Origin of the sequence: Pseudomonas xionganensis (assembly GCF_009763245.1) — a bacterium.
GTDB classification, from domain to species: domain Bacteria; phylum Pseudomonadota; class Gammaproteobacteria; order Pseudomonadales; family Pseudomonadaceae; genus Aquipseudomonas; species Aquipseudomonas xionganensis.
This window is the reverse complement of record NZ_WKJZ01000001.1, coordinates 945,241-962,534: the sequence shown is the minus strand read 5'-3', so window position 1 is coordinate 962,534 and position 17,294 is coordinate 945,241. Positions and strand designations below refer to the sequence as shown.

General features: G+C 64.6%; 21 protein-coding genes. 9 read left to right on the top strand and 12 right to left on the bottom strand.

Annotation, left to right across the window (positions count from 1 at the left end):
* Positions 1-16 precede the first annotated feature (16 nt).
* On the top strand, positions 17-1,813 hold the full coding sequence (locus GJV18_RS04390; protein WP_160343493.1) for a GGDEF domain-containing protein: 1,797 nt from the start codon (positions 17-19) through the stop codon (positions 1,811-1,813).
* On the opposite strand, the gene dtd is transcribed toward GJV18_RS04390, so the two are convergent.
* Complete coding sequence (gene dtd / locus GJV18_RS04385; protein WP_160343492.1) at positions 1,802-2,239, bottom strand: D-aminoacyl-tRNA deacylase; 438 nt, start codon at positions 2,237-2,239, stop codon at positions 1,802-1,804. The two genes, GJV18_RS04390 and dtd, sit on opposite strands and share 12 nt — an antisense overlap.
* Entirely contained in the window at positions 2,236-3,207 is a 972-nt protein-coding gene (gene pip / locus GJV18_RS04380; protein WP_160343491.1) for a prolyl aminopeptidase, read from the bottom strand. The genes dtd and pip overlap by 4 nt, the downstream gene beginning before the upstream one ends.
* A gap of 98 nt (positions 3,208-3,305) precedes the next feature.
* Here pip and GJV18_RS04375 point away from each other — a divergent pair, with 98 nt between their 5' ends.
* A complete protein-coding gene (locus GJV18_RS04375) occupies positions 3,306-3,737 on the top strand; it encodes a hypothetical protein (RefSeq protein WP_160343490.1) in 432 nt (143 codons plus the stop codon).
* A 3-nt stretch (positions 3,738-3,740) separates the two neighbouring features.
* Here GJV18_RS04375 and GJV18_RS04370 read toward each other — a convergent pair whose 3' ends face one another.
* Positions 3,741-4,295 (bottom strand): methyltransferase family protein, encoded by a 555-nt coding sequence (locus GJV18_RS04370; protein ID WP_160345972.1) that lies wholly within the window; start codon positions 4,293-4,295, stop codon positions 3,741-3,743.
* 99 nt (positions 4,296-4,394) lie between these two features.
* On the opposite strand from GJV18_RS04370, the gene GJV18_RS04365 reads away from it, so the two are divergent.
* The 6 genes from GJV18_RS04365 to GJV18_RS04340 all read left to right on the top strand — a co-directional run bounded on the left by GJV18_RS04365 (position 4,395) and on the right by GJV18_RS04340 (position 8,920).
* Positions 4,395-4,802 (top strand): hotdog family protein, encoded by a 408-nt coding sequence (locus tag GJV18_RS04365; protein ID WP_160343489.1) that lies wholly within the window; start codon positions 4,395-4,397, stop codon positions 4,800-4,802.
* The gene (locus GJV18_RS04360) at positions 4,795-5,679 is read left to right on the top strand and encodes an ABC transporter ATP-binding protein (protein WP_160343488.1); all 885 of its coding nucleotides are present in this window, start codon (positions 4,795-4,797) and stop codon (positions 5,677-5,679) included. Before GJV18_RS04365 ends, GJV18_RS04360 begins: the two co-directional genes overlap by 8 nt.
* The gene (locus GJV18_RS04355) at positions 5,676-6,860 is read left to right on the top strand and encodes an ABC transporter permease (protein WP_160343487.1); all 1,185 of its coding nucleotides are present in this window, start codon (positions 5,676-5,678) and stop codon (positions 6,858-6,860) included. The genes GJV18_RS04360 and GJV18_RS04355 overlap by 4 nt, the downstream gene beginning before the upstream one ends.
* Positions 6,842-7,174, top strand: a complete 333-nt coding sequence (locus tag GJV18_RS04350) for an acyl carrier protein (RefSeq protein ID WP_233280070.1) — start codon at positions 6,842-6,844, stop codon at positions 7,172-7,174. The genes GJV18_RS04355 and GJV18_RS04350 overlap by 19 nt, the downstream gene beginning before the upstream one ends.
* Positions 7,175-7,247: 73 nt before the next feature.
* Positions 7,248-8,366 (top strand): beta-ketoacyl synthase N-terminal-like domain-containing protein, encoded by a 1,119-nt coding sequence (locus GJV18_RS04345; protein WP_160343486.1) that lies wholly within the window; start codon positions 7,248-7,250, stop codon positions 8,364-8,366.
* Positions 8,363-8,920 carry a hypothetical protein gene (locus GJV18_RS04340; protein ID WP_160343485.1) on the top strand — a complete coding sequence of 186 codons (558 nt, stop codon included), beginning with the start codon at positions 8,363-8,365 and terminating at the stop codon, positions 8,918-8,920. The genes GJV18_RS04345 and GJV18_RS04340 overlap by 4 nt, the downstream gene beginning before the upstream one ends.
* Positions 8,921-8,985: 65 nt before the next feature.
* Here GJV18_RS04340 and GJV18_RS04335 read toward each other — a convergent pair whose 3' ends face one another.
* The 4 genes from GJV18_RS04335 to GJV18_RS04320 are packed head-to-tail and all read right to left on the bottom strand — an operon-like array spanning position 8,986 to position 12,485.
* Positions 8,986-9,993, bottom strand: coding sequence for a BtrH N-terminal domain-containing protein (locus GJV18_RS04335; RefSeq protein ID WP_160343484.1), 1,008 nt, complete (start codon positions 9,991-9,993; stop codon positions 8,986-8,988).
* Positions 9,990-10,397 carry a hypothetical protein gene (locus GJV18_RS04330; RefSeq protein ID WP_160343483.1) on the bottom strand — a complete coding sequence of 136 codons (408 nt, stop codon included), beginning with the start codon at positions 10,395-10,397 and terminating at the stop codon, positions 9,990-9,992. The genes GJV18_RS04335 and GJV18_RS04330 overlap by 4 nt, the downstream gene beginning before the upstream one ends.
* The gene (locus GJV18_RS04325; protein ID WP_160343482.1) at positions 10,394-11,560 is read right to left on the bottom strand and encodes a beta-ketoacyl-ACP synthase III; all 1,167 of its coding nucleotides are present in this window, start codon (positions 11,558-11,560) and stop codon (positions 10,394-10,396) included. Before GJV18_RS04325 ends, GJV18_RS04330 begins: the two co-directional genes overlap by 4 nt.
* Positions 11,561-11,579: 19 nt before the next feature.
* Complete coding sequence (locus GJV18_RS04320; protein ID WP_233280069.1) at positions 11,580-12,485, bottom strand: dialkylrecorsinol condensing enzyme; 906 nt, start codon at positions 12,483-12,485, stop codon at positions 11,580-11,582.
* A 44-nt stretch (positions 12,486-12,529) separates the two neighbouring features.
* Here GJV18_RS04320 and GJV18_RS04315 point away from each other — a divergent pair, with 44 nt between their 5' ends.
* On the top strand, positions 12,530-12,976 hold the full coding sequence (locus GJV18_RS04315) for a DUF2141 domain-containing protein (RefSeq protein ID WP_160343480.1): 447 nt from the start codon (positions 12,530-12,532) through the stop codon (positions 12,974-12,976).
* A gap of 6 nt (positions 12,977-12,982) precedes the next feature.
* Here the strand turns inward: GJV18_RS04315 and GJV18_RS04310 are convergent, their stop codons facing one another.
* From GJV18_RS04310 to GJV18_RS04290, 5 genes are all read right to left on the bottom strand, one after another.
* Positions 12,983-13,546, bottom strand: a complete 564-nt coding sequence (locus GJV18_RS04310; protein ID WP_160343479.1) for a lipocalin family protein — start codon at positions 13,544-13,546, stop codon at positions 12,983-12,985.
* A complete protein-coding gene (gene bamE / locus GJV18_RS04305; RefSeq protein WP_160343478.1) occupies positions 13,546-13,800 on the bottom strand; it encodes an outer membrane protein assembly factor BamE domain-containing protein in 255 nt (84 codons plus the stop codon). The genes GJV18_RS04310 and bamE overlap by 1 nt, the downstream gene beginning before the upstream one ends.
* A 65-nt stretch (positions 13,801-13,865) precedes the next feature.
* Complete coding sequence (locus tag GJV18_RS04300) at positions 13,866-14,465, bottom strand: DUF924 family protein (RefSeq protein WP_160343477.1); 600 nt, start codon at positions 14,463-14,465, stop codon at positions 13,866-13,868.
* Positions 14,466-14,468: 3 nt separating this feature from the next.
* Positions 14,469-15,476 carry a class 1 fructose-bisphosphatase gene (locus GJV18_RS04295; RefSeq protein ID WP_160343476.1) on the bottom strand — a complete coding sequence of 336 codons (1,008 nt, stop codon included), beginning with the start codon at positions 15,474-15,476 and terminating at the stop codon, positions 14,469-14,471.
* 87 nt (positions 15,477-15,563) lie between these two features.
* Positions 15,564-17,207, bottom strand: coding sequence for a histidine kinase N-terminal 7TM domain-containing diguanylate cyclase (locus tag GJV18_RS04290; protein WP_160343475.1), 1,644 nt, complete (start codon positions 17,205-17,207; stop codon positions 15,564-15,566).
* Between the last annotated feature and the right edge of the window lie 87 nt (positions 17,208-17,294).

The window sequence follows — 17,294 nt, the reverse complement described above, 5'->3', positions numbered from 1 at the left end:
CAGACGAATAATAAAAATGCCCAAACTCGTCGCCTTTCTGCCGCGCAGCCTGTGGCTGCTATTTCTGCTCTGCGCCTCGGCCCTGGCCGCGCCGCTGGATCTGTCGCGCTCAGCTTCCAGCCTGACGGTGCCGGTCAACAGCGACTTTCTCTTTGTCGATCAGCCCCTGTCCGATCCTCAGCAGCTGCCCGGGCATGCCTGGCAGCCCTGGTCCGGCCGGACCCTGCACCTGATCGGCGAAACCCGTCAGCTATGGCTACGGGTGCCCTTGCAGTTAAGCACTGAGGTCGACTGGCGACTGCTTAGCGAATGGCCGCAGATGGGCCAGATCCAGGCCTGGTTGCGCCAGGGCGAACAGTTTCAGCCCCTACCCCGCCTGGAGCGCCAGCGTTACCCGACCTTTGCCCTGCCCCCCGGCAGTGGTGCGGTCGAGCTGCTGATCGCCGTGCAATACCCGGACATTTCCCTGGTGCCCCTGCGCCTGCTGCCCGAAGCCGAGCTACAGGGCTGGCGCGAGCAGACCAACCTGTGGCTGGGCGCCTTCTTCGGCCTGGGCCTGGCGGTGATCCTGTTCAACCTGCTGCTGTGGCTGGCCACCCGCGGCGCCGAATTTCTCTGGTATGTGCTGTTCCAGCTGGCGGTGTATAGCTTCGAGGCAATTCGTTTCGGCCTGCTGGTGCCCTACCTGGGTGAAAGCGAGCATGGCCGCGCCTTCGTCTTCAGCGCCGGGCTGGCCTTTCTGCTGGGCAATATGTTCGCCGCCCGCCTGCTGCAGATCCCCGAATTGCACCCAGGCCACTGGCGCTGGTATCGCGCCCTGTTCGCCGTTCTCAGCCTGTATGTCGCGCTGCTGGCCACGCCCTGGTCGCAGCCGCTGCTGTGGAGCGCCATGCCGGTGGCCTGTTTCGGCGCTGTGGTGCCGGTACTGATGGCCCTGCTCTACGCCCGCCAGGCGCGGGTCTATCTGCGTTTTTACAGCCTGGCCTGGGGCCTGCTGATCCTCGGCACACTGGTGCTCAACCTGAATCTGGTGGGCCTGCTGCCGATGAGCTGGCTGAGCACCTACGGCCAGCTTATCGGCCTGTCCATCGAGGCGGTGCTGTTGTCCTTCGTCCTCGGCGCGCGAATGAACGACCTGCAGCGCGAGCGGGCGCAGATCGCCGCCGAGCTGATCAGCCTCAAACAGGAAGCCAACCAGCGCCTGCAACAGGAAGTCGAGGAGAAAACCCGAGCCCTGAATCAGGCCCTGGCCGAGCTGCAGCGGGTCAATGTCGGCCTGGCCGAGCGGGCCATCACCGACCAGCTGACCGGCCTGTACAACCGCCGCCATTTCGACGAAATGCTGGTCAAGGCCCTGAACCGGGCCAGCCGCGAAGGCTCCTGGCTGAGCCTGGCGCTGCTGGATATCGACCACTTCAAGTCCTTCAACGACCGCTACGGCCATCTGGTCGGCGACGCCTGCCTGCAGCAGGTCGCCGCCGCCCTGCGCCCGGCGCAGCAGCGCCCGGATGACCTGCTGGCGCGCTATGGCGGCGAGGAATTTGCCCTGCTCCTGCCCCTGAGCCAGCCCGAGGGCGCCGCCCAGGTGCTGGAGCAGGTACGCCTGGCGGTGCAGGCCCTGGATTTTCGCGTGGACGGCGCAGCGGTGCCGGTACGCATCAGCGTCGGCATCGCCAGCTGGCAGGGCAATGCCGCAGGCCTGAACCCCCAGGCCCTGATCGAGCAGGCCGACCAGCAGCTGTACAAGGCCAAAGAGACCGGGCGTAACCGGGTCCGCGCCATTCGCCTGGACGCAGAGGCCTCAGACCTCTAGGAGAAAGGTCACCGGGCCGTCATTGATCAGATGCACCTGCATATCGGCGCCAAAGCGGCCAGTGGCCACCTGCGGGTGAGCGTCGCGCGCCTGGCTGACCAGCAGTTCGAACAGCTCCGCGCCCAGGGCTGGCGGTGCGGCGGTGGAAAAGCTCGGACGCAGACCGCTCTTGGTATCGGCGGCCAGGGTGAACTGGGAGACCAGCAGCAGCCCGCCCTGCACATCGCTCAGGGACAGGTTCATCTTGCCCTCGGCATCACTGAATACCCGGTACTTGAGCAGCCGCTGCAGCATCCTGGCGACGCTGGCAGGCGTGTCCTGGGGCTCGACACCCACCAGCGCCAGCAGGCCCTGGTCGATGGCGCCGACCACCTCACCCGCCACTTCCACCCGGGCGCTGCGCACCCGTTGAATCAGTGCCTTCATGCTTCGTCCGGACTCAGGTTGAGCAGACGATGGGCCAGCTCGTCGGCGGCCCGCACCAGGGCATCGGTGATGCCCGTTTCCGCTGCCGAATGGCCGGCATCGCGAATAATCTGCAGCTCGCTGTTGGGCCAGGCCTGATGCAACGCCCAGGCGTTGTCCAGCGGGCAGATCACGTCGTAGCGGCCATGCACGATCACCCCCGGCAGGTGGGCAATCTTCGGCATATCACGGAGCAACTGGTTGGGCTCCAGGAAGGCATTGTTGACGAAGTAGTGGCACTCGATACGGGCAATCGACAGGGCCCGGTGGCTGTCGCTGAAACGGTCCACTACCTGCGGATTGGGGCGCAGGGTGGCGGTGCGCCCTTCCCAGGTGGACCAGGCCTTGGCCGCATGCATCTGGGCGATCTGGTCGGGCCCGGTCAGGCGCTTGTAGAAGGCCTGCATCAGCCCACCACGCTCCTCGGGCGGAATCGGCGCCAGGTAGTCCTCCCAGTAATCGGGGAACAGGCGGCTGGCGCCCTCCTGATAGAACCAGTGGAACTCCTCGGGGCGGCACAGGAAGATGCCGCGCAGGATCAAACCATGCACCCGCTGCGGATGGGCCTGGGCATAGGCCAGGGCCAGGGTCGAGCCCCAGCTGCCGCCGAACAGCACCCACTTGTCAATGCCCAGCTGTTCGCGGATCTGTTCCATATCGGCGATCAGCGCCTGGGTGGTGTTGTGTTCCAGGCTGGCATGGGGCGTGGAGCGCCCGCAGCCACGCTGGTCGAAGGTGACGATGCGATACAGATTGGGATCGAAATAGCGGCGGCTGGCGGCGTCGCAACCGGCGCCCGGGCCGCCATGGATAAACACCACCGGCAAGCCATCTGGCGATCCGCTTTCGTCCACGTAGAGCACGTGCGGTTCCTGCACCGCCATCTCGTGACGGGCGTAGGGTTTGATCTCCGGATACAGGCTATGCATGACAGGCTCCTGGATTTAGGCCTAGGCTTGACCCGCAGGGAAGGGGCGGCCACTAAGATGCTCTGCCCGGCATCATAACCATGAAACAGGAGTTCGGCATGCCACAGCGCTTATTTCCCCTGCTTTTCCTGCTGCTGGCCCTGCTCGCTGGCTGTGGTGCCAAGGACGAACCCCTGGCCGCCCTGGAGGCCGCCGTGCAAGAACTGCAGGACAACCTCCAGGCCAAGCGCAGCAACTCGGTGCTGGAACAGCTGCACCCGCAGTTCCGCGCCCAGCAGCAATTCGACCGCGAATGGGCTCAGCGCACCATGCTGCTGATGTTTCTGCGGCACAAGAAGGTCGAGGTGCTGGCTCTGAGCAAGGCCAGCTACCTGAATGAAACCTATAGCGAGAAGGGCCATACCGAGGCCCAGGTCGCCCTGATCGGTGCCGAAGGCCTGATTCCCGACAGCGCCCGCCACTTCACCGTTGAGATGGAGTGGTGGCGGGAAGGTGAAGAATGGAAACTGGCGCGGCTCAGCTGGCAGTAGCGATCAGAACACCCAGGGAATAAACATCCGGCTGCGCCCCATATAGTCCCGATAGGCCTCACCGAAATAGGCCAGGCATTCGGCCTCGTCACAGCGGGCAGTCAGCCACAGCATCAGGCTGGCCAGCAGCGCCAGGGCCCAGCTCAGCATGCCCGGCTGCTTGCAGGCCAGGCCCCAGGCCAGCAGCAGCAACGAGGCGTACAGCGGGTGGCGGATATAGCGATAGATGCCAGTGGTCACCAGCTGCGAGGTACGCTCGAAGGCGAACAGTTCGGCGTCCTGACGCTGCCCATCCGCACGCCCCATGCGCTGCAGCTGATACACCCCGGGGAACAGCACCAGCAGGGAAGCGAACAACAGCGCCCAGGAGGCCAGCTGGTGCGGCGCGAAACGGTCCACAAACCACAGCGGGCCATTGAGTACCAACAGGGCGAGAATCGCCTCCCAGGCAAAAAAGCGATAGAAACCGTGGGACTGTGGCCGCCCCAGCGCACGCCAGGACAACGCCAGCAGAACCCATGTCCCCAGGCCAAACAGCCCTGCCTGCCACCACGCCATCACGCTCTCCTGTTTCATTCACCAATCCGGCAAAGCCAAGCGCTGCCTGAGCTGTAGCCCTCTGTTACACTGCCGGCCTGTTTATTCCGGCCGCCCGCAATGGACCGCACTCAACTGCACAGCCTGCTGCCCCATCAAGGCCCGGCCCTCTGGCTGGATGGCCTGCTGGCGCACGATCCACTGAGCATCCAGGGCCTCACCGACTGGCACTACCTGGATGCCTTTGGCAGCGCTGCCTCGCCCTGCCTGCTGTTCGAGGCGGCCGCGCAATTATGCGCCGCGCATGGTGCCCTATATGGCGACAGCAGTGCCATTGAAATGGCCCTGGTGGGCAAACTCTCCCAGCTGCAGCTGCACCATGAGCCAACCCGGCGCAGCGGCGCCCTGCAGGTCAGCGCCACCCAGGAGGCCCTGAGCCCAGCCGGCGCCCTCTATGCCTTTTGCATCCACAGCGAAGAACAGCTGCTGCTGGACGGCAAGCTGTTGCTGGTGCTGATCCATGCTTGAGCTCAGCCAGGTCAGTCACCAGTACCCAGGCAGCACCCGCGCCGCCCTGCAGGGTATCAACCTGCAGCTGCAGGCCGGCGAATGCCTGGGCCTGCTGGGCAGCAATGGTGCCGGCAAGACCACCCTGCTATCGCTGCTCAGTGGCGTACTGCCCCTGCAGCAGGGCGAGATCCGGAAGGATAGCCATCTGCGCCTGGGGCTGGTGCCACAGCAGATGGCCTTCTATGCCAGGCTCAAGGTGGGCGAGAACCTTGAGCTGTTTGCCGACCTCTATCGCCTGCGCGGCGCCGAGCGGCGCCAGCGACTGCAACAGTGCATCGAGACTTGCGCCCTGGCGGACAAGCTGACGCGGCGCAGCGAACGACTCTCCGGCGGCGAACAACGGCGGCTGAATTTTGCCATCGGCCTGCTGCAGCCGGCCGATCTCTACCTGTTCGATGAAGCCACCGTGGGCGTCGATGCCGCCAGCCGCCAGCAGCTACTGGTCGCGGTCGAGCAGCTGAGCGCCGAGGGTAAGGCGGTGATCTACACCAGCCATTACCTGGAAGAAGTGGAGCGGGTGGCGCAGCGCATTCTGCTGCTGCACGAGGGCCAGGTGCGCCTGGATCTGGACAAGCGCCAGCTGCTCGGCGACGACCATGGCCTGCTGCTGGAATGGCCGGATGCCCCGCCCGCCGGCCTGGGCGAACTGCTTGCACGCCTGCAACTGAGCGCGGAAACACTGCCCAAGGGCCTGCGTATTGCCACCCTGAATGGCCAGCAGTTGCTGGCCATCACGAAATTTGTCACCGCCCAGGATGGCCTGCCCAACCTGCTGCGCTTCGGCCGACCGTCCCTGGAGCAGCTCTACCTGCGTCTGAACGGAGGCCGGCTATGAGGCTCTGGGCGCTGGTGCGCAAGGAAGTGCTGTTGCTGCTGCGCGACCCCCATGCCCTGGCCGTGCTGTTTATCATGCCGACCCTGTTTCTGCTGCTGATGGCCGGGGCCATGTCCAGCTATATGCAGGACAAGCCGCCGGCCCTGCGCCTGATTATCGAGGCGCCGCAGGACGATGCCAGCCAGTTCTTCCACGCCGCCCTGCAGGCGCAACTGCCAGGCAGCCAGCTGCTCGCAGACAGCGACGAACGCCTGGCCCGGGTGCGTCTGCCCGCCGACTTTGCCGCCACGCTGCTGGACAGCCCACACCAGGGGCCGAGCCTGAGCTTCCCGGCACAGTTCGACAAACTCTCGCGCCAGCGCCTGCACAGCGCCGTGAGCATCGCCCTGGCGCAGACCCGGCTGCTGGCCTATCTGGAGGACAGCGGCGTGGTCGATGCCGAACTCAGCCGCGGCGAGCGCCTGCAACTGGTGCAGCAGCGCACCCAAAGCCACATCGACGAACAGGAACAACTGGCCAGCGGCGACCTCAGTGGCCGGGCCAATGCCAGCCAGCTGAGCGTGCCGGCCTGGCTGATTTTCGGCATGTTCTTCGTCGTGCTGCCCATGGCCGGTGGTTTTCAGCGCGAGCAACAGAGCGGCGCGCTGCTGCGTCTGCGCTGCCTGGGCCTGAACCTCGGCACTCTGGTGCTAAGCAAGCTGCTGCCCTACCTGGCGATCAACCTGCTGCAATTTGTGTTGCTGCTGAGTATCGGCCTCCATGGCCTGCCGCTACTGGGCCTGCCGGCGCTCAGCCTGCCCGGCAGCGCAGCCGCCTATCCACTGCTGGCACTCAGTATCGCCCTGGCCACCTGCAGCCTGGGTCTGCTGCTGGCCGCATTGGCCCGCAGCAGCGAACAGGCGTTGCTGCTGGGCGGCGGCATCAATATCCTGCTGGCCGCCATCGGCGGGATCATGGTGCCCAAAAGCGTGATGCCGGCGGCCATGGCCGGACTTGCGGAAATCTCCCCCATGAGCTGGGCGCTGGACGCCTTTCTCAGCCTGCTGGTGGGCCACGGCTCACTGGCCGACATCGCCCCCTACTGCGCGCGCCTGCTGCTGTTTGCTGCAATCTGCGGCGTTGCGGGGCTGTTTCTGTTCACCCGACGAGTACAGCAAAGCCAATGGACCACCCATTACTAGAAGAACAACTCAAGCAACTGCTGATCCGCGAGTGCGACAAGGAAGACGATATCGACTGGCAAAGCATCAGCGACGACGAGCCACTGTTCGGCGGCAAGAGCCGTATCGCCATGGACAGCCTGGATGCCCTGCAGGTGTCCCTGGCCCTGCAGCAGCACTACGGCGTGCGCATTGAAGGCGCCAAGGACGGCCGACGTATCCTCGCCACGATCGCCAGCATTGCCGCCTATATCCGAAGCGGCTCGGTGGCCGGCGAGCTAGAGCCAGGCAAGGCGAAAGCGGGCGAGAAAGCGCAGTTTACGGATGCTAAATGAGCATTTTGAGCCCGCTTTCAACGCCGCTTGGCCGAAGCGCAGCCGCCAACGAAACGCTTCGGAGGCAGCAGCAGTGACCCCGGTGTATCTGCAGCGCAGCGCCCTGGACTGCGCCCTTGGCGCCAGCCTGGAGGAAGCCGCCAGCAACCTGCTGGCCGGCCAGCAGCCCCAGGGCGACGTGTTCAAGTTGCATGAAGTGCAGGAGCCGCGCCGCTACCTGAACGCCACCGGCCCTGCCGGCAGCCTGGACGAGCGCCTGGATCGCTGCCTTGCCGCCGTTCTCGGCCCGCAACCCCAGGCACTCGATGACTGCCTGCTGATCGTCGCCAGCACCAGCCTGGATATCAGTGAACTGGAAGCCCTGACCCGCACGCAGCAGGGCTTTGCCCCGGGCGATTCGACGTCCCTCGACCTGCTGGCCAGCCAACTGTGCCAGCGCTGGGGTTTTGCCGCCGCCTTCACCCTGAACACCGCCTGCACCAGCGCCGCCAATGGCCTGCTGTACGGCGCCCGACTGATCAATTCCGATCAGTACGCCCGCGCCCTGGTGTTGAGTTTCGAAACGCCCAGCGCCATCGCCATGCAGGGTTTCGGCGCGCTGATGTTGACCAGCCCAAGCGGCCAGTACCGGCCCTTCCACCCCGAACGTGATGGCCTGCTCCTGGGCGAGGCCTATGCCGCCGTGCTGCTCGGCCGCGAAGCAGGGGACGCTCCACTGGCGCGCCTGCTCGGCGGCTTTAGCGCCTGCGACACCAGCAGCCTGACCACCACCCGCGAAGATGGCAGCCATATCCACTGGGTGATGCGACAGGCGCTGAAAAGCGCCGGCTGCAGCGCCGAACAGATCGACTTGGTGAAACTGCACGGCACCGCCACCAGCGCCAACGATGAAGCCGAAAGCAACGGTATGCGCCTGCTGTATGGCGAGCAGATGCCCGCCCTGAGCCTGCTCAAACCCTGGCTCGGCCACACCCTGGGCGCCTGCGGCCTGAGTGAAAGCCTGCTGCTGCTCAAGGCCCTGCAACTGGGCCCGTTGCCCGGCGTGAGCTACGCCAGCGAGGCCCTGCTACCCTTTAGCGCCGAACTGCAGAGGCTGGCGGCCGATAGCCTGCTGCTGGCCAACTTCTTTGGTTTTGGCGGCAATAATGCCAGTCTTATTTTGCAGGGCTGCGCCCAGGGAGACAGCGCATGACGGTAATTGCCGCCAGTGAAGTCCACGGCCTGGCCAGCATCAGCGATAAAGACTTAAAAACGGCTCTAAGCCAGTGGCTGGATAACCCGCCGCGGCGCATCGACCGCCTGATCCTGCAATGCCTGCTGGCGGCTGCGCCCTTGAAAGCAAAAGTGCGCAGCCACTGCGGCCTGTATCTGGCCTCTGCCCACCCGGCACGGGCCACCATGGGCGCGCTGTTGGAGGCGGTGTGCGTGCAGCACAAACAGCCCAAACCCTTCGAGTTTGTGAATAGCGTCAGCAATGCCGCAGGCTTTTATATCGCTCAGCAACTGGGCATCGACGGGCCGAATCTGTTTATCGGTGCAGGGCAGCAGGTCTGGCCGCAATTGCAGGCCCTGGCCAATCTGGATCTGCGCGACGGCCTGATCGAGCAGGCGCTGTTGCTGGTTTGCGATGAGCGCGGGGATTTTTCGGTGCAGGCGGTGCTGCTGGAGGGCGCGATAACCGGCGCCTATGCCAACAGCTTTAGCGAACTGAGCGCAGGCACCGAGGTACAGCGAATCAAGCTGTAGGGTGGATGACGCCGTTTTCATCCACCGGGGGCGTTGATCGGTGGATCAATAAAGCGCGATCCACCCTACCGCTTGCTCCAAGCCGCCAGTTCCTTCATCAGCGCGCGCTCCTGCAGGGCAATGCCGCGCAGGCTTTCGGCGATAGGCGCAAAGTTTGGCGTCTCACCCTTGTTGCGACTGGCGCGCACGCAGGCCGAGGCAAACTGGCGCCAGTTGTCGCCGATGGCCGTGAGTTGCACCGAAGCCTCCTGCAGGTTGCGATCGCCGAGCTTCTCGCCCGCCTCCTGCAGGAAGCTCGCGTACATAAAGCGGAAACCCGCGCCGCCGGTGCCGATCTCTTCCTGCATACGCACGATATGGGTCAGGTACAGGCGGTTGTACTTGGCCTGGGTCGGGTCGAGTCGTTCGATCTGCCCCGCCAGATGCTGAATGCCGCGAATGCCGATCCAGGGCAGCGGCATACCATCGATAATCCGTGTGGTGGACAGCACGCTCTGGCGAATCAGCTTGTTCCAGTCCTGCTCCAGGGGCACGTCCTCCAGCCAGTACATCAGGCCCTTGGCGGCCAGGGCTCCCTTGGCAAAACGCGCCTTCTGCAAGTCTTCGGCGGCGCAGCGCACCGGTTCTTCGAACACCGGATCGCTGATCAGGTATTCATTGCCCTCGCGGCCATAGGCCAGCAGGTTGTGCGCATTGAAGTGAAAACGCATCTCCGGCGGAAAGTACGGCAGCCAGAACACCGAACTCTGCAGCCCAGCCAGGCGACCGCTGTCCAACGCCGCATCCAGCTCACGACGGCCCTGCTCGGGATCGCCGAAGGTGCGGGTATGCAGCTTCGCACCGAGGCGTTTGCTCAGGGTCTTGATCAGGTGCTTGGGCGGCATGCGGTAGGCGATCAGGGGCATACCGCTGAGCTTGACGATCGGCAGGTAGGCAAAGGCCAGCCCCGAGGCCAGGCCAAAGGCCATCGGCTCGCTCATCGGCAGGCCGGCGTGGGTCAGCAGGCTGGCCATCACCCCGCTTTCGCAATGGGCACTCTGCTGATGCTGAAAGGGCTGCTGGAAACTGCTCATGCCATGTCCTTCTGGTAAGCGATCAACTGTGCAACGGGCAGGCCAAAGGCCTCGGCATAACGGGCCAGAATGGCCGCCGACAGCTTCTTATAAATAGTCAGGCGAAAGTGCCGGCGAATGCGCCACTGCCACAGCCCGGTGATCTGCGCCAGCGCCGGCTCATCCAGGCGGTAGCGGTACATCAGGCATTTGAGCGGCGACAGCTCGCCGCGCTGCCAGGCCGCTTCGGCTTCGGCTTCCTGCTCCTGCAGTTCGGCTACGGCCAGCTGGGTGGCAAAGGCTTCCGGCTCCCAGCCATCGCTCTGGGCGCCCTGATAATGACCGCTGGCATCCACCGCATAGACCAGTTTGCGGTGCCCGCCGTAGGTGGAGCTGTGATCCTGGGGGACTTCATCGAGCTTCATGTGTTGTCATCCTCCTGGCCAACCACGGTCAGCTGCATAAAGGCGCTGGAGAAACGCCCGCTTTCCGGCACATAGCAGAGCAGGCGCTGGCCGCTGCGCAGCCGGCCGGAGTTGAACAGTTCTTCGAGCATGATAAAGATCGACGCCGCGCCGGTATTGCCCTTGCGAGTCAGGTTGGTAAACCAGCGCTCCTGCGGGATCGCCAGGTTCACGTTGGCCAGCCCCACGGCCAGGCGTTCGCGGAAGAACTCCGAGCTGTAGTGTGGGAGGAAATAATCGAACTGCTCAGCACGCAGTTCACGCCGCGCCATAATGCGCCTGAGCGTCTCTTCCACCGTGTACTTGACGATATTGTCGTTGAGCAGTTTGACGTCCTGCTTGATCGCCATCAGCGAGCGACGATTGCGTTCGGCGCCGTCGTAACGGCTCCAGCCCTGCAACTGGCCATCGACCATCTCGGCGCCGGCGTACATGCACGGCGGCATCTGGTCGGCGAAGGAGAAGATGTCGATCCAGTCGACACGCAGGCTCAAACCTGTGCGGTTCGGCTGACCCTGCAGCAGCACGGCGCCGGCCCCATCGGAGAGCATCCAGCGCAGAAAGTCCTTCTCGAAGGCGATTTCCGGGTGGTTTTCCAGCTCGGCCAGGCGGCTTTCATATTCGCCCTCGAAATTGCGCGCCTGCATCAGGGTCGAGGCCACCTCCGAGCCACAGGCCACCGCATTGCGGCTCTCGCCACTGGCCACGCTCATCCAGGCGTATTTCAGCGCGGTCATGCCGCACAGGCAGATGCCGGCGGTGCTCACCACCTCGGCGGGCGGATTGCCCAGCTCGCCCTGCACCATCACCGCGTGACCGGGCATGACCTGATCCGGCGAGGCGCTGCTGGCCACCAGGCAGTCGAGGTCATCCAGCTGGACATCGCCGCCAAGCAGACCACGAATCGCCGCAGCGCTGATCTGCGCATTGTTCATGCTCGGCTCACCGGTCTGCGGGTCGATCACATAGTGGCGCTGCTGGATGCCATTGCTGCGCAGGATCAGCTTGCGCGCCCGCGACGGCTTGCCGCCGACCAGGCCCAGGCGCGCTTCCATCTGCTCGTTGTCGACCGGCGCATGGGGCAGAAAGGCGCTGATGCGATTGATAAATACGGGTTGTACCACGGGACTTCCTCGGGTCACTTCACTCGCCGGACGGGCCGGCGAAGTAGGCCTTTTCACGTTCAGTGCGCGCCTTGGTCAGCGGCGCCAACAGTTTTTTCACCAAAGCACTGAGCGGCACCACGGTGACGATCAGGCACAGCAGAAACAGGATATAGATCACCAGGCCGGCGGCGCGGCGACGGCTTTGCTGCGGGCCTAGGGCAGCCAGCAGGCGGCTCCAGAGCTGGAAACTGCGGTTGCCGACCTTCTCGCTGGCGATCAGCTTTTCATCGATGCGCACCGCACCAAGGCCGGTCAACATGGGCTGCTCGATCGGTTGATCATCGGCGGTCAGGCGCTGCGCCATGGCCTCACCGAAGCGGCTGGCGGCGGCAATCTCGGCCTCGTCTATACCGGCGCGAGGCACCCAGCTGTAGGGCTTCTGCCGGCCGGTAAACAGCCATAGCGGCGTGGCCAGAAAGCTCGCCGCCGTGCCGCAGGCATCGGTCAGGGCGATATTGTCCACCAGGCGCGCGCCCAGCTGGTCGAGGCGCGCCTTGACCTTCTCCTGGGCCATCAGCCACATATTGCGGCAGCCGATCAGGGTCACCACCGGGGTGCCCTTGAGTAGGTGCGCCGCCTCGGGTGAAGCAAGAAAGGCAGTCATCGGCTGCGACGGCGAAAGAAACCACACCTGATAGGCGAGGATCACCAGGTCATAGCGGGTACTGGCATCCACCGCCAGCGGCCGCAGCGGTTGCGGGCGCATCAGCACGGTTTCCGGGAAAATGCGGAAAAAATCGAGAAAGGGCCAGGGAAAGGGGTAAGGTTGCACCGGCTGCAGCTGCAGATAATCCAGCTGGGTATCGCCGTGCTGCTGCAACGGCCCGCAAACGGACTGCGCCAGCCTGTCTAGCTGGCCGGTTTGCGAAAAATGAACGATCAAAACCCGACGCATCGCCTGCCAATTCCCTGCAAAATGCCCGGATTATGCCACAGAGAATTCTTCAAACCGTAAAGAAGGTCGGCTACCAGACCGGGCTTGGCCTGCTATTGCTCGCTTCCTCCGCTTACGCCGGCGATATCCTGGTGCAGGTTGAACAATGGCAGGAAGGCGCCCCGCTGTTTCTCGCACTGGCGCCGGGTGAGTCGCAGCGCTGGCCGCAGCTGCCTCTGCAACAGCGCCTGAGCCACGATGGCCAGGCCCGCTTTAGCGAGCTGCCAGCGGGGCGCTATGCCATCCAGTTGTTTCAGGACCTGAACGGCAATGGCCAGCTCGATCACAGCCCGCGGGGCATACCGCTGGAGCCGGTGGGTTTCTCCGGCAACCCGCCACTGCTCAACGGCAAGCCAAAACCGGAGCAGGCCAGTTTCGTCCATGGCGAGGGCGATACCCGGCTGACGATCCGTCTGCAGAGCCCCAAGGCCAAACGCTGAAGCACATTAGCGTGGCAGGGCCATCTCGGCATCGCTGCGGCGCCAGATCAGCTTCCCGGTGTCGTAACCCCGATTGCCAGCCTCCTGCAGCAGGCGCTCACGCATTTCGGTCGATACCTCAGGGGTACGCGCCAGCAGCCACAGGTAATCGCGATTGGGGTGGCCGACCAGGGCATGCTGATAGCCCTCATCCAGGTAGAGCACCCAGTATTCGCCGCGGGTCAGGTCAGGCAGCAGACGGCTGACCCAGTTGTCGAAGCGCACCCACAGCTTGCTGGTCTGCCCAGGCACCTGGGCCACGGCCTGGCCCTGCACCTGCTGCATCTCACCGTCAAAGGTGCGGCAGCGGTTGGTCACGCCAATAGTGCCGCCGTCCTGCAGCTCATAAAGTGCCTCGGACTGGGCGCAGTGCCGCTGGAAGAACATCGGCAGCCGCGCCAGCTCGTACCAGGTGCCCTGGTAACGCTGCAGATCGACCTGTTCCACGGTTTTCGGCGGCACCACCCCCGTGCCGGAGTTGGCGCAGCCAACCAGCACCGACACCACGGCCAACATTGCCAGCCGACGCATTACTTGAGCCCTTTACCGGAAAACATCAGCACCTTGTCGCCGGCGTACTGCACGCTTATAAAGCGCTGCTCGTCGCCCCAGGTGCAACTGGACATGCCCAAGGCGCCGGCGCACTCGGTCGGGCCGCCCAGCAGCCCCTCCACTTCGGTCTTGGTCATGCCGGGCTTGAGCTTGGAATAGTTCTCCTGGTTGACCTTGCTGCAGGCGACCAGCGCCAGGCAGCACAACAACAGAGCAGGGGTGCGCAGGGACATTAGAAAACTCCTCACAGGGATGTGACGATCAGCTTGGCACAGGCTGACGGCCTGTGCGCGACGAATCAGAACCGCGAGCCGGGCTGTTGCAGAAACTGCAACTCCTCGTCCGTAGACTCGCGGCCAAGAATAAGGTTGCGGTGGGGAAAGCGCGCAAAGCGGGCGATCACCCGCTGATGCTGCTCGGCGTAGTCGAGAAAGCCGGCGAACAGCTCACGCTCGCCGGCATCGGCCTGGGCCAGCAGCTGCTCGAAACGGGCCACGGCCTGATCCTGTAGGGCCAGGTCTTCGGCATGTTCCAGCACCAGATAGACGAACACCTGCTGGATCGGCGCCAGCTGCCGCTCCCAGCCCTGGGCCAGGCCCTGCTGCACCAGCACCTGCGCCCGGGCATCGCCGGCAAAGGCTCGCGGTGTGTCGCGAAAGATCATGCGCGGCAGCTGGTCGAGCAGCAGGATATGCCCCAGCCAGCCCTCCGCCTCGGTCTGCCAGCTGGGCAGCTGACCGGCCAGGGCCTGCTCCACCAGCGGCGCGAACCGCTCGCGGGCCTCACGATCCTGGCTGTCGCGCTTGCCGAACCACAGGCCATGGCGCGCCGCGGCCACCTCGGCGGCCGCAGTCTCGGGGCCGAACCACCAGTCGAGCAACGGCTGCCAGGGCTGCATGGCTCAGCTCCGGTGGTAGGCGGTGATGCGCAGCACTTCTTCCTTGGAACCCAGGAACACCGGCACACGCTGGTGCAGGGACTCGGGCTGGATATCGAGAATGCGCTGCACGCCATTGGTGGCCACGCCGCCGGCCTGCTCGATGATCATCGACATCGGGTTGGCCTCGTACATCAGGCGCAGCTTGCCAGCCTTGTCCGGCTCGCGGGCATCGCGCGGATACATGAAGATGCCGCCACGGGTGAGGATGCGGTGCACGTCGGCGACCATGGAGGCGATCCAGCGCATGTTGTAGTTCTTGCCCAGCGGCCCGGTTTCGCCGGCCAGCAACTCGGACACATAGCGTTGCACCGGCGCTTCCCAGTGGCGCTGGTTGGACATGTTGATGGCGAATTCCTTGGTCGCCTCCGGCACGCGGATATTGTCATGGGTCATGACAAAGGAGCCCAGCTCGCGATCCAGGGTAAAGCCGATCACGCCCTGGCCCAGAGTCAGCATCAGCATGGTCTGCGGGCCGTAGATGGCGTAGCCAGCGGCGACCTGTTCGGTACCCGGCTGCAGGAAGGCCTCTTCGCCCAGGTCACCGGTTTCACCATTGCGATCCGGGCAGCGCAGCACCGAGAAGATGGTGCCGACCGAGACGTTGACGTCGATATTGCTGGAGCCGTCCAGCGGGTCGAACACCAGCAGGTAGGCACCCTTGGGGTACTGACCGGGAATCTGGTAGGCGTTGTCCATTTCCTCGGAGGCCATGCCGGCCAGGTGGCCGCCCCACTCGTTGGCTTCCAGGAGGATCTCGTTGGACAGTACGTCGAGCTTCTTCTGCACCTCACCCTGCACGTTCTCGCTGTCCAGGCTGCCGAGCACGCCGCCCAGGGCGCCCTTGGATACCTGATGACTGATCGCCTTGCAGGCACGGGCCACCACTTCGATCAAAAAGCGCAAATCGGCCGGGGTGTTGTGGCTGCGGGTCTGTTCGATCAGGTAGCGACTGAGGGTAACGCGGGACATGGACGGCTCCGGGCAGGAAGAGAAAATCGCGCGCAGTTTAACCCGTTATGCCGCAGAACGCCTTAGCCGCGGATAGGCGGAGGCGCTTCAGGTCAGACCACAGATACGGTTACGCCCTTCGTCCTTGGCCCGATAAAGCGCGCTATCGGCAATCTGCAGCAGACGATCCAGTTCGACGCCCTGATAGGGCCACAAGGCCAGGCCGGCCGACAAGGTGACATAACGCGCACCGCCCCGGGTAGGCAGCGGCTGCTCGGCCAGACTGCGGCAGATGGTCTGCAGACGCGCTCGCGCCTCGGCGGCGTCGGCGCCGGGCAGGATCAGCAGAAATTCCTCGCCGCCGATACGGAACACGGCATCCGAGGTGCGCAGGTTGTCCAGCAGGTGCTGGGCCACGCCCTTGAGCACATCGTCGCCTTCCAGGTGACCGTGTTCATCATTGAGCTGCTTGAAGTGATCCAGATCGATCAGGGCCAGGGCGATGGGCACCTGTTCGCGCTGGGCACGGGCCACCTCGCGGCTAAAGAATTCATCCAGGTAGCGGCGGTTATAAAGTCCGGTCAGGGGATCGCACAAGGCCTGCTCCTGCAACTGCTCATGCAGGCTGGAAATGGTGCGCAGCCGCTCCTCGCTCACCGCCAGGGCCTCGGCTAGCTTGAGTTCGCTGAGGTGGCGCAGGGTGACATCACGCAGATAGAGCATCTGCCCCAGCAACAGGGTGCCGCGATGGGCCTCGCGCTGGATGGCGCGGATGCGCACCTCGAAATAGCGTGCAGCGCTGGTCAGCGTCAGCGACTGCTCGGCCTCACCCTGGCCGTGCTGCTCCAGCAGACTCTGCAGGTCACGGCCCAGCACCGGCCAGTCGACCAGGGCACGCCCCTGCCAGCCACTGCGCAGCCCCGCCAGCTTGAGCGCCGCAGGATTGGCTTCGATCACCCGCAACTGGCTGTCGACCACCAGCACCGGATCGGGCAACTCATCCAGCAGCAGATGACGCGCCACCGGCAGCAGATCGAACAGGCGCACTCCGACGATCAGCCAAGCGAAGGCGGCCAGGGTAAAGGCGAAACTGAAAGGCGTCGGATCGAAACCGAAGAGCATCCAGCCGAACACCACATAACTGACATTCGCCGCCCAGGGCACACAGGTGACCAGGACGAAGGCCAGGTAGTGGCGACGGTGTACACCCTGGCTGGTCAGTGCGGCACGCACCACCGACGCCACGCTGAACAGCATAAACAGGTAGACATATACCGCCGCGGCATAGAACAGCGGGCCATGCACATAGCGGATCGGCGCCCCCGCCTCGGCCGACAGAGGCGCGGTACCGGCGGCATAGAACAGGCCGTGCCAGGGATTGCTCAGGGCCAGTAGCCAGAACAGTACCGGCGTCACGCTCAGCCCCAGGGTCAGGCGTCTGGGCAAGGGGCGACTGCTGCTGTTGACGTACTGCCAGAGGAACACCGCCCAGAACGTCGGCACCGCGAGAATGCCCGGCCAGGCCATGCTGGCCCAGAACACCTTGCAACCAGGGTCCTGGGCCGCCATTTCCAGGGCAGCCGCGACCATCCACCAGATACTGCCCAGGTGCATCAGGACAAAGCTTTCACGCCCGGGGAAATAGCGCTGACGCTTGACCCAGCGAGCCAGCAACAGGACCCCGACGGCCACTGCGCAGGTCAGTAGTACGGGGCCATCGAGCGCCCAGGCGGAAGCGCTGCAGGCGTTCATGGAAGCCTCACAGCACGGGGCAGCGGAGAGTACGCCACAGCGACGGCAATCGACGCGGGCGAGGGGTCGCCACCGGTAGCCGGTGGC